The 12,036-nt window shown below is 35.6% G+C and carries 13 protein-coding genes, 2 pseudogenes and 1 riboswitch; all 15 genes and pseudogenes read left to right on the top strand.

The window, feature by feature from the left end; all coding sequences use genetic code 11:
* Positions 1–341: 341 nt before the first annotated feature.
* Positions 342–719 (top strand): annotated as a pseudogene (locus tag WMO14_RS06055) (hypothetical protein); the annotation flags it as partial.
* 224 nt (positions 720–943) lie between these two features.
* Positions 944–1,657 (top strand): LytR/AlgR family response regulator transcription factor, encoded by a 714-nt coding sequence (locus WMO14_RS06060; protein ID WP_055176448.1) that lies wholly within the window; start codon positions 944–946, stop codon positions 1,655–1,657.
* On the top strand, positions 1,654–3,024 hold the full coding sequence (locus WMO14_RS06065) for a sensor histidine kinase (RefSeq protein WP_349153462.1): 1,371 nt from the start codon (positions 1,654–1,656) through the stop codon (positions 3,022–3,024). The genes WMO14_RS06060 and WMO14_RS06065 overlap by 4 nt, the downstream gene beginning before the upstream one ends.
* A gap of 345 nt (positions 3,025–3,369) precedes the next feature.
* Positions 3,370–4,146 carry a FlxA-like family protein gene (locus WMO14_RS06070; protein ID WP_349153605.1) on the top strand — a complete coding sequence of 259 codons (777 nt, stop codon included), beginning with the start codon at positions 3,370–3,372 and terminating at the stop codon, positions 4,144–4,146.
* 21 nt (positions 4,147–4,167) lie between these two features.
* The gene (gene fliD, locus WMO14_RS06075) at positions 4,168–4,923 is read left to right on the top strand and encodes a flagellar filament capping protein FliD (protein WP_349153463.1); all 756 of its coding nucleotides are present in this window, start codon (positions 4,168–4,170) and stop codon (positions 4,921–4,923) included.
* A 29-nt stretch (positions 4,924–4,952) separates the two neighbouring features.
* Positions 4,953–5,852 (top strand): hypothetical protein, encoded by a 900-nt coding sequence (locus tag WMO14_RS06080; RefSeq protein ID WP_349153464.1) that lies wholly within the window; start codon positions 4,953–4,955, stop codon positions 5,850–5,852.
* 27 nt (positions 5,853–5,879) lie between these two features.
* The gene (locus tag WMO14_RS06085; protein WP_156333758.1) at positions 5,880–6,053 is read left to right on the top strand and encodes a hypothetical protein; all 174 of its coding nucleotides are present in this window, start codon (positions 5,880–5,882) and stop codon (positions 6,051–6,053) included.
* Between the two features lie 369 nt (positions 6,054–6,422).
* On the top strand, positions 6,423–7,025 hold the full coding sequence (locus WMO14_RS06090; RefSeq protein ID WP_349153465.1) for a class I SAM-dependent methyltransferase: 603 nt from the start codon (positions 6,423–6,425) through the stop codon (positions 7,023–7,025).
* A complete protein-coding gene (locus tag WMO14_RS06095) occupies positions 6,986–8,173 on the top strand; it encodes an HNH endonuclease domain-containing protein (protein ID WP_349153466.1) in 1,188 nt (395 codons plus the stop codon). The genes WMO14_RS06090 and WMO14_RS06095 overlap by 40 nt, the downstream gene beginning before the upstream one ends.
* A gap of 138 nt (positions 8,174–8,311) precedes the next feature.
* Positions 8,312–8,767: a YaiI/YqxD family protein gene (locus WMO14_RS06100; protein ID WP_349153467.1), complete on the top strand. Its 456-nt coding sequence runs from the start codon at positions 8,312–8,314 to the stop codon at positions 8,765–8,767.
* Positions 8,768–8,772: 5 nt separating this feature from the next.
* On the top strand, positions 8,773–8,991 hold the full coding sequence (locus tag WMO14_RS06105) for an aspartate dehydrogenase (RefSeq protein ID WP_349153468.1): 219 nt from the start codon (positions 8,773–8,775) through the stop codon (positions 8,989–8,991).
* A gap of 1 nt (position 8,992) precedes the next feature.
* Positions 8,993–9,244: pseudogene (locus WMO14_RS06110) on the top strand (arsenate reductase family protein); the annotation flags it as partial.
* The gene (locus WMO14_RS06115) at positions 9,244–9,834 is read left to right on the top strand and encodes a nitroreductase family protein (RefSeq protein WP_090140241.1); all 591 of its coding nucleotides are present in this window, start codon (positions 9,244–9,246) and stop codon (positions 9,832–9,834) included. The pseudogene WMO14_RS06110 and the gene WMO14_RS06115, both read left to right, overlap by 1 nt.
* 142 nt (positions 9,835–9,976) lie before the next feature.
* Positions 9,977–10,792 carry a class I SAM-dependent methyltransferase gene (locus WMO14_RS06120; RefSeq protein WP_055176426.1) on the top strand — a complete coding sequence of 272 codons (816 nt, stop codon included), beginning with the start codon at positions 9,977–9,979 and terminating at the stop codon, positions 10,790–10,792.
* Between the two features lie 70 nt (positions 10,793–10,862).
* Positions 10,863–11,306, top strand: a complete 444-nt coding sequence (locus tag WMO14_RS06125; RefSeq protein WP_020993163.1) for a GNAT family N-acetyltransferase — start codon at positions 10,863–10,865, stop codon at positions 11,304–11,306.
* Positions 11,307–11,750: 444 nt separating this feature from the next.
* Positions 11,751–11,826: riboswitch (cyclic di-GMP riboswitch) on the top strand.
* The last annotated feature ends 210 nt before the right edge of the window (positions 11,827–12,036 follow it).

Here is a 12,036-nt window from a genome sequence, read left to right on the forward strand (position 1 = left end):
AATGCAATAAAGCAAATGCCGAAAAATTCCAAAACATATTTATGTGGAATGCACTCATATTGGTACTTGTAGAAATGCCAAAATTCCAGTTTCATGTTGCTTTTAATAATTGAATATTGAATGATTTTACATAGCCGTTAAGGAGTAATTTTTGTTCCCTAGCGGCTTATTTTATTTTTCAAAGTAGTAGGTGAGAAAATTGAAAATTAGAAAGGTTGATGACAAACCGATGGTCATTCACACCAAGGAGAAAATCCCTTTCATGTGTATTCAAAAAAAGTTAAGGCAGGAAGTGGTCTAGAATATAGAGATATTTTTAAGCTGATTGGAGGAACAGAAGTATGCACATTGGTTCTGGTCTAAATACGGTATCTTCAATGTACCGACAACAAAAAGGCAATAATATGAAAGCCCCTGTATCTGCGGAAAATACATTTTATACGGCTGAAACACCAAAGGTATACCAGATATTCACAACAGATAATATGTTGTGGACAGGAGGTAATGGTACAGGTCTTTCTTATTGCCTTAAATATTCGGATGATTCGACGGATGAAAATCCAGTGGTGTTAGCGAAAGGTGTGGATGAAAACGGAAAAGAGTTTGAACAAAGAATTTATATCAATGACGTTGATCCATCAAATGCCACAGTAGTCGAAATGCGTGCATTGGAGGCACATTACAAAGTGGAGAAGCAGGGAGGTTTTACGTCTTTGCCAAGTCAGTAGTGCGTGAATAAACTGCTGACTTCTTTTTTTGATAGATACAGTCACTCCAAGGAGCGTGTGTCGGATAAAACAAATTAGCAGGAAGCAGATAAAGCGATATATGTGATATTCTATTTCACATCAAAAAAAGGTCTGTTCACAACATGGTGGCTAGCTATTTAAAGAACTTTTCCGATATAATAAATATAATTGTATGTAAGTAAGGAAGTGACAAGATGCAAATAGCAATCTGTGATGATGAAAAATCTATAGGATTGATATTAGAAGAAAAAATAAAGAAATTATTACCGGATGCAGTAATAGATAAATATTTATCTGGTGATGAATTGATTGCAAGTGGTTGTGAGCCGGATATTCTATTTTTAGATATTCAGATGCCAGGAATGGATGGAATGGAAACGGCAAGGATTCTGCGTCAGAAAAATGAAAGAATGGTATTGATATTTGTAACTGCTGTGGAGGAGTATGTTTTTCAGGCATTTGATGTTGCAGCATTTCATTATCTGGTGAAACCATTTTCAGATGAAAAATTTGAGGAAGTTGTGAAACGTGCAGTCAGAAGTATTGAAAAATATTCTGAAAATCAATCGGATGAAAAATACATGATGGTGCAGTCCGGAGGAAGCCATATGAAAGTGTTTTTGAAGGATATTGTGTATGCCGAGGTATATAATCGAAAAGTCATTATCCATACACGGGATACGAATATTGAATATTATGGAAAATTGCAGGAACTGAGTGAAATTGCGGGAGCAGATTTCTTTCGTACACACAGAGCCTACCTCGTACATTTCAAATATGTTAAGAAATATGATGCAAATTGTGTGACGATGGAAAATGGAACTGCATTGATTGCAAAACAGAATTATTCTGAGTTTGTAAAACAATATTTGAAATATAATCAGAGGAAAGGAAAAGAAATCGGATGAGTTTGGTAGAAAAATGCTGGATGGTTACATCGAAAATTTCTGTTATTGCACTCCTTATGATTACAGGAATCTATTTTGGAAAATTTGTTTGTCCCTATATAAAAAAGAAAAAAGGGGCTGTGGCAGTCAGTATTGTTTATATTACGATTATGCTTGTTTTATATATGATTCCGCCACAGATTGATAATTTTTCCGCATATCTGATTGGAGTTATAGCAGTGTTTCTTGCAATGTATGTAGAGGACAGAAGAAATATATATCAGAAAATATTTCTTGCAATTACGTTCTTTTCTATCCGATGGTTAACGGTTGCAATGGCAGGCAGACTTGATGATCTTGTTACAAAAGCACTTGTATTTCGGAATATGAGTGCAGAAAAAGTGTGGTTGCAATACGGACTATATGTTGGAACCAGAGTTTTGGATATTGTACTTTGTATTGCTTTTATTGCGGTTGCAATAGGACTGATCAATAAAGCGTATATATACAAAAAAGATGAAATGAGCGTCAAAGAGATGGTAATGCTTATTATACCTTCGCTTGTAGGCGTCACTGGGTATGGCATTTTACAATATTATCTCATGATATACGAAAGAGATACTGGAAAGAACTTGATTGATACATATGGATTTTATGGAGCTTTAAGCTTTTTACACTATCTGATTTCCATAGTCGCTATTCTTGTTGTGATTGTAATGTTCCAAAACTGGAAAGAGATGCAGGAAGAACAGCGGGGACAAGAGCTGGTATTAAATCAGATCAGTGACATGAAAAAGCATATTGGGGAAGTCGAAAAGTTGTATCGGGATATCCGCTCCATGCGCCATGATATGGGAAATCATATACAGACACTGGAACATCTCGTGGCACATAATAATATGGATGATGCTACAGAATACTTGGAACATCTGAAAAATGAATGGGACGAGGTATCTCCGGAAATAAAGACAGGAAGTCCGGTAATTGATGTCATTTTGATGGAAAAGCTGAGAGAAGCAAAAGAAAGGCAGATTCGGTTTCTGTCGGATTTTCATTATCCGCATAATACGAAGTTAAATGCATTTGATTTGAGTGTGATCATGAATAATGCCTTGAATAACTGTATGGAAAATGTAAGTGGAGATGATCCGTATATCAGTATTTCTTCTTTTCGGAAAAACAGTATCTTTATGATAACCATAAAAAACAGTTTTGGGGGTCAGCTTAATTTTGGTGATAGCGATTTGCCAGAAACAACCAAATCTGGGAGGGAACATGGAATTGGTTTGAATAACATTCGCCGGGTTGCCAGAATGTATATGGGAGATATATCTTTGGAGCAGGGAAATGAGGAAGTAATCCTTAGCATTATGATGCAGGTAGAATAAAGAAATAAATTGGCACTATGTATTTTGTAAATTACAGAAATTACAGAAATATGTAGTACTTTTTTTGCACAGGTAGCGATGAAAATATGTTGCTTGCAAACAATATTTGAGGAGCACTGCGACAGTCTGAAAAGCATTTTCAGACTGCTTCACAACGAAAAAAGGGCGGTTCACAACATCACAGTTTATTGTGAAGAAAGATATGCCGAAAGAAAAAATAAAGAGAAATCATGTTATACAGATTTTCAGGAAACGGATTTCAGAGTATTAGCTCAAGGAGGTAAAATCCTCTGCTCCTGTATGGACAGTCGCATTTTGCTTCGCAAAACAAGGAGGATTAAAATGATGAAAATTAATGGATTTAACGGAACGAATACGCAGACAGGAGCAATGGGAATGGCACAGGCGAATGATTCTGTGAGTAAAAATATTCAGAATCAGATTGCAAATGCACAGCAGAAATTGCAGGACTTATCATCAAATGAAGAACTGTCATTAGAGGATAAGATGAAGAAACGTCAGGAGATACAACAGGAAATTACAAATCTCAATCAACAGTTAAGACAGCACCAGATTGAACAGAGAAAGGAACAGCAGAGTAAAAAATCATCTATGGATGATATGGTGGCTGGTACAAAAAATACATCTGCAAAGAAAGGAACAGGCTTGTCACAGGCAGGTATGCGGGCAATGATTTCCGTAGATTCATCTATGAAGCAGGCAAAAGTGCAGGGTAGTATGGCAACACAGATGGAAGGAAGAGCCGGTGTGCTTGAGTCTGAAATCAAGCAGGATGCTGGAAAAGGCAATACCGAAAAGAAAGAAGAAGAACTGTCAGATTTGCAGGCAAAAGCGCAGTCTGCAACAGCAGCACAGATGTCTTCACTTTCAGATGCAAATAAATCTATGGAAGAAGCAGCAAAGGCAGACAACCGTACAGATGCAGCAGAAACAAAGAAGAATCAAACTCAGAAAGCAGAGAATACACAGGAAAATGCAGATACGACAACAGATGCATCAGAGAATGCAGATGTCAAAATAGAAACAGCAGAAACAATAAAACATCCAGCATCAGAAAGTGGACAGTCGGTAGTATATACACCGATAGATATACGTTTATAGTTCGGAAAGGAGGCTGGTGTTATGTCAGAAATCAAAAGTTTTAGTGATTATACAAGTAAATATAACAGCAATGTAGATTTTTCAGCTTTGTTTAGTGGAACGTCAGATAGTTCATCAGTAGGCAATACAAATATGCTTTCTGATTATGCTGCAATCAAAAATGGAAGCTATGGAAAACTTATGAAAGCATATTATGCAAAACAGGATGCTGAAAAATTATCGGGAAAAGGTGATACTTCACAAAAACTTACCTTGATGAAAACAAGTGCAGATTCTCTGAAAAAATCAGCAGATGCTTTGAATGACTCATCTCTTTGGGAAAAAAAGAAAATAAAAAAGAAAGATGAAAAAACGGGGGAAGAGATTGAGGTAGAGGATTATGACTGGGATAAAATTACCAAGGCAGTAAAATCTTTTGTTGAAGATTATAATGATGTAGTTAAGGAAGCCGGAGAATCTAATACAAAGGATGTATTGCGAAATGCTTCATGGATGACTGGAATGACAGACAAAAACAGTAATATGCTTGCCAAAATAGGTATTACCATAGGAAAAGGAAACAAGTTGGAATTAGATGAGGATGCTTTAAGGCAGGCAGATATCAGTTCGCTGAAAACGATCTTTACAGGATATAATTCTTTTGTAAGCAAAATATCGCAGAAAGCAACTGGTATATCGAATGCTGCAAACCGGGCGAGTGCAACCTATACAAATAATGGTACATACTCTAAGACGGATTCTTTATTAACATCAAGCAAGATAGATGAAGAAGTATAGAAAGTGTGGACTAACTTAGGGAGGTTGCTATGAAAGTTCAAGGAAATAGGTATATTAATAATCCTGAGATGATAAAAAATAAGGTCGAGAAGAAAACAACTGTTCCTCAGAATATTATTTCGGAGGATGATGTGAAAATCAGTGATTCAGCAAGAAAGTTAGTTGAGACTGCTCGTGATAAAGTCTCAGATTTTCAGGCAATGCATTTTTCATCAATCAATGGAGAGATAAAAGAAATACCAGCGGACTACAAATGTGAAAATTTATTCAAATTAGATTTGAAAGCAACTTCCATTTCTGGAGAACAAAGTGCGTTTGAAGGCTGTTCGGAAAATCAGTCAGAGGTTTTTGAAAAATGGCTGGATGAAAATGCTTCTGAATATTTGACAGAAGATGAAATGAAAGATTTAAAAGGGAAGATTAATACAATGACAGCAGATATGGACTCTTTAAATGCCAAAGAGGGATATAGAGGAACTTCCTATGAATCTGTATTTTTGTTAAGTGCAAGTGAAGCGGGACTAAGGAAAGTAAATGAAATGTATGTTCCAGAGCAATTACAAGCAGGTTTTTCAGACATGATTGACGAATATGTTCATTTTAATAATTCGGCACGCAATTCTATCATGGAGAGAATGACACCGGATTATATGGTTGTTGGAATTGGAAGCAAAACAGAATCTTATAAGTACAAGTCAGAAATAATCTCAGATGAGACAGCTTTTTATACAAATGAGAAGAAAGAGATAAGTGGTATCTGCAATCAGTTTTTAAATGGTAAAACAGATCAAAAATTATTTTGTAATGAGATGAAAGACCGTTTAAATGATTACTATGGAAGCAGGTATGAATTAAGGAATCAGCCAGAAGCTGTTGAAGGCAGAGTAAATAATATGCTGGGCATATTGCAACATATGTTTGGCATTTAATGTTGAAAAAGGGTTTGGAGAATAATTATGAAGACAGTGACAGATGTAAACACAGTAAACCAGCTATTGACATATTCAAAGCAGGCAGAGGCAGGAATACACCAAAAAGCAATACAGATGTTGCTTGGAGCAGGAAAACACACTTATTACGACAGTATCCGTTTCAAGTGCATTTTTGGGGAATATGAAGCAGGGACATAAAAGATAGTAAATGTGATATGTAACATATAGTGTATTTGATACATATACAGCAGTATTGTAGATATTATCAGAATAAAGAGAAATAACTGAAATCCTATGTTTATAAATTGAGAGATGTCTTAATTATAAACATAGGATTTTGTTATATGGCAATATAATAGAAGAGTGTCAGGAAATACTTAGTGAGCAGGGGTGTAATGCTGATGAAAATAGCATCATGGAAATGTAGTAGTACTTTTAAATTAAAAAGGCTCTAAGATTTGATGTGAATTTTATAATGAATTATGTTTCCATATTTTTAAAGCAGTCTTTAGTGTAACTGGTATTTGTGTTATAGTAATGATAACAAAACATAAGGAAGTAAAAAAAATGAGTGATAATAATACATTAGATTACTACAATCTGCATACAGCAGATTTTGTCAATACAACTCAAAATGTGGATTTTCATGAAATACAGGAACTTTTCTTATCGTTTTTGCCAGCGAAAGCAAAAATATTGGATTTTGGATGCGGCTCTGGAAGAGATACTAAGTATTTTATAGATAATGGATATGAAGTTGATGCAATGGATGGTTCAAAAGAATTATGTAAGGCAGCAACAAAGTACACTGGTATTCAGGTACAGCATATGCTTTTCGAGAATTTTAATGACAGTAATATATATGATGGTATATGGGCATGTGCATCAATTCTTCATTTAAAGAAATGTGAACTGCCGGACATGATAAAGAGGCTGTATCAGGCACTTAAAAGAAATGGTGTGATATATATGTCTTTTAAGTATGGCGATTTTGAGGGCGTAAGAAATGGAAGGTATTTCACATATCTTACAGAGGAAAGTTTTGATATGTTGATGGAGCCTATAAATGGATTTAAGAAAGAAAAAATCTGGGCAACAGGTGATGTAAGAGAAAACAGGGGTACGGAGCAATGGCTGAATATTATACTTCGCAAGGTGACAACCATTTAATAGTTGAACAAAAATATTATAACATGCTGGATATAGAAGGATTTTCACAGATGATGAAAGATCCGTCATATTGTTATAAGTTCTACTGGCTTGAGGCGATTGTGCATCTGATTTCGGAAAATGTTTATCAGACAACATTTGATGAGATAATAGATGAAATGATATCGAATGCATGGTATTCAGTAAGAGAGTTCCATATACATCTTAGTGGAATACAATCTGATGGAATGGTAAGGGACGGGCTTGAAAGGGCAGTAAATTTGTTATCTGAATACAGCAGCTTACCTGCTAATGCGTCAAAAGTAGAAATAAAAAATGCAATCAAAGAATATAACAATGAGCTTAAGGTGGTAAAGGAACAGCTTACAAATATGGTTCCGTACAGAGCATTGTCAGGATTCTTTTCAAAAAGTGATGAGCCTGCAGACTGGGGAAGTGTAAAAAGACTGACAGCATATATTAAGAAGGTCAATCAGATAATTGTGCCATTACCTTATATTCTTGGAGACAGCAGCAAACTAAAGAAAGAAGTATATTTTAATCCTGACTGGGTTTTAATGATACAGGATAATACAGTAAATATACTTGGCTGGATTCAGTATGAAAAGGTTAAATGGCTGCAAAACAATAATCCGGAAGTACCGGGATTAGTATATAAACTGGCACCTATTGATGAAAAGATGCGAAAGCTATCCCATGCAAGGAAACTGTGGGAAGGAATACTTGATGTATGTGAGGTAAGAGATGTATTTACAGGGAAGCCGGTAAATACTAAACAATATGACATAGATCACTTTATACCGTGGTCATTTGTAATGAATGATGAGTTGTGGAATCTGATGCCAATGGACTCTTCACTCAATTCCTCTAAGAATAACAAGCTTCCTAAGTGGGAACCTTTCTTTGAAATATTTGCTGGTAATCAGTTTATTATGTATAAAAAAATATATGAAAAACCGGAATTACATAAACTCTTTGAAGCTTGCTACAGAGATAATCTGCATTCTATATGGGCTGTAAGGGAACTGTATACTGCAGGAAAAGGTAAACCGGAATTTTGCCACATATTAGAAAAGAACATGCAGCCAGTATATGACTCAGCGAGACGTCAGGGATATGAAATTTGGAATAGGGACAAAGTACAATAATATTTGAAAGTACGAGATAGACCAAATTACAGATGAAGAAATCAATATAGTTTTGAGTTATTTGAGGATGCTTATATTAAGAGATGGTATAAGCTGTCAACTGATTTAAAAATCGATTAATTGTTAAAAGAGGTAATAATGCACATATATGTAGATGCGGATGCATGTCCTGTCATACGGATAGTAGAGAACATAGCTAGAAAATACAATATAGAAACAACGCTTATATGTGATACTAATCATGTGCTTACATCCGATTATAGTGATGTAGTAACAGTAAGCGCAGGTGCTGATGCAGTTGATTTTAAGCTGGTTAACTTATGTACGCGTGATGACATAGTTGTTACACAGGATTATGGGGTTGCAGCTATGGCGTTGAGTAAGGGTGCATATGCAATTCATCAGTCAGGAAAGTGGTATACTAACGACAACATAGATCAGATGCTTATGCAGAGGCACATAACTAAATGTGCGAAAAGAGCAAGCAGTAAAAAACATATAAAGGGACATAAAAAGAGGTCAAATGAGGATAATATTCATTTTGCAGAGTCGTTTGAAAAACTTGTGCTGTTGGCACAGACAAAGAAAGGGTAATGTAAATGGGATTATTTAGTAAGAAAAAGATAATGCGTTCTTATGATAAAGATAGCAAAAGACCAGTAATTAAGGCCAGCATCTGCACTGGTGAACAGGTAGCTGGATTTAAGGATATTCATACAGGTAAGATAGAAGAGGTCATGCTGATTAGGAGTGAGGCAGACCTTGATAATTTCAAGAAAATGTATGGAATTAACGAAAAAATAGAAAAGGAATATTAAGATGAACGTTCAGATATTTGGAACTAAGAAATGTAATGATACAAAAAAGGCAGAGCGTTTCTTTAAGGAGAGAGGTATTAAGTACCAGTTTATTGATATGAAAGAAAAAGGGTGAGTGTCGTCCGGTGGACGACTTGCTACGAACCGACCGAGCCGGAAGGCGAGACTGAGCAAGGGCGAATTTAATTCAGTTGCTCAGGTTAATGGTGGACTGGAAAATATGATTAACTGGGAAAGTAAGAGTAAAAAATTATGATAAAGGAAATAGAAGATAGAAGAAGCATAAGAAAATATAAACCAGATAGAGTTAATAAAACCATGATTGAAGATATGATATACAGCGCTACACTTGCTCCATCTGCTAAGAACAGACAGCCATGGAAATTTATCGTATATCAGGGAGATGAAAAAGACAAATTGGTTGAAGTAATGCAGCAAGGTATTAATGCAGAAAAGATCAGCCATGAACTAATGCCAGAATGGGTATTTGCAATACCAGATGCTGAGAATACTGTAAGAATCATGCAGGAGGCACCATGTCTAATTGCTGTGCTTAATACTAATCAGAAGACACCATTTTCTGGCATAGAAAATGAAAAGAGAATTGTAGAAATCTGTGACTCATTATCTATAGGTGCTGCCATTCAAAATATGATACTTACAGCAACAGGGTATGGATTAGGTACTTTGTGGATTGCAAATACATGCTTTGCATACAATGATCTTGTTGATTTTATTGGAACTGACTGCCAACTGACTGGATTGGTTGCGGTTGGAATTGCGGATGAATCTCCAGATAAAAGACCAAGAAAACCATTTGAAGATATAATTGAATTCAGGTAGATGAGAGATTTCTCAGTTTAAGAAGTTTATGGGGCCTGTCTCCAAGACACTCCAAGACACGTTAATTTGAATTGTTTATTTTCATAAAATGTGTTACAATCAAGTTAGCCACAACTAATTATATTGTAAAAAAGGTAAATGTATGAGTGAAAGAATAAAACCTACTATCAGTGGCAGTGCTGAGACAATGCTCCAGAGCTTTTATGCCAGAGCCCAATATTCCAAAAGTAAACATAATAAATTCTATGATGCAAAGGCGGTAGAATTAGTCGATAAAATTGATTATGATTTTTCTACAGCGGCTAGGGATTCTACGATGGGGAAAGGGGTAATTGCCAGAACGGTAGTTTTTGATGAATTAGTAAAGAATTTTATAGAGAAAAATCCTGATTGTACGGTGGTTAATATTGCCTGTGGTCTGGATACGAGATTTTATCGCATGGATAATGGTAAAATTACATGGTACAATCTGGACCTTCCAGAAACGATAGCAATCCGCAATCAGATTTTCGAGGAATCAGGACGTGTTTCTACGATAGGAATTTCTGCACTTGACCCTGCATGGTCAAAAGAAGTAAAAGTGCGGGGGAAAATGCTTTTTATCATTGAAGGATTATCAATGTATCTGACAGCAGAAGAAAACGGTAAGATATTAAAAATAATAAAGGACAACTTTGATAATGCCTGTATTCTTATGGAATGTCTGGCAAAGGCATGGGTAAAGAAAGAAGGAACAGAAAAATCCATACAGCAAACAGGCTCAAAATTTGTCTTCGGTGCAGATCATTTTGAAGACCTTGGGAATATGACAACAGGGTATCATAAAATAAAAGATGATAATATTCTTCGTGGCATGGAGTTATTTTCATCTGCATACAGACTTTTGGCGTTATTACCTATTGCAAAAAAGGTTACGCAGAAGATTCTGATATTTGAAAAGGACGAACAAAGCATGTGAAAGAATCTTTATACGTGAATGTAAAACCACACGTCTGATGTTAAAATTGGAATTTGACGGAGTAATAGATATGAAAATCCGAGAAGTGAATGAGAATAAAAAGCAATTTATAGCATTATTGTTATTAGCTGATGAGCAGGAAAATATGATTGATCACTATCTTGAAAAAGGTACTATGTATGTACTTGAAGATGGTAATGTAAAAGCTGAATGTGTCGTTACTGATGAAGATAATGGAATACTTGAAATTAAAAATATTGCAGTTGATCCTCAGAATCAAGGACAGGGCTATGGGAAAGCATTGATTGACTTCCTTGTAAGTAAATATGCAGATGAATATTCTATTTTGCAGGTTGGAACAGGTGACAGCCCGTTGACCGTACCGTTTTATGAAAAATGCGGATTTGTCCGATCTCACAATATTCCGAATTTCTTTACGGACAATTATGACCACCCAATTTATGAGTGTGGTGTACAGTTAATAGATATGGTATATTTGCAAAGATGTTTATAACTTCCAGTTTACCAAGCCCTTTGAGAGAGGAGAAATCCTTTTCTCAAAGGGCTTTTTAATTTTACCGACATTCGTAAACTATAAGTAAAAGCCAAAACCTCATATACTCTAATCACAGAGGAAGTGGAGGTTTTGATATGAGTAACAGCTTAGCGGAAGTACATCCCGAATTGATTGCCGATTGGTCGGAAAAGAATTTGCCGTTGACTGTTGTTTAGCACATTAAATGTTACTCCATTCCTCATATTAAATGTGGTAAATATTGTCTAAGTAAGAGAAGCTATGTCACTTTCGTCCTGAATTATCCTGAAGTTATCCGGCTTTTTATATGCGGGTTCATTCCCCAGCTCCTTAACAAGTTAAAACGGTAATGTTTTTTTTGTGTACAGTAGAGCACTATAGTATAATAAAACCAGTTTTTTTGCATAAGTTTAAAAGCTATAATAAGGAAATCGGCAAACCAGATGAAAGTCTTGGACGCAAAGCTACAGGGCCTTTAAAATGGCAGCCAGTTGCATAAAATGACGTGCACTGTCTGTTTGACAGTGTTTTTTTACGGAGTTATTTCACAGACGTAACAATAATGATTTTATCAGGAAAGAAATAGGTAAAGTATGAAAAAGGCAAAACGTTGTCTGATAGCAGTGGTGTCAGTATTCCATGGATCTTGGTGAAGACTGGTCTAATAATGAAATCATCCAGGCTGTGGCAATCGGTGAGTTTACAAACC

Origin of the sequence: Lachnospira rogosae (ex Hitch et al. 2025) (genome assembly GCF_040096455.1) — a bacterium.
Classification (GTDB): Bacteria; Bacillota; Clostridia; order Lachnospirales; family Lachnospiraceae; genus Lachnospira; species Lachnospira rogosae.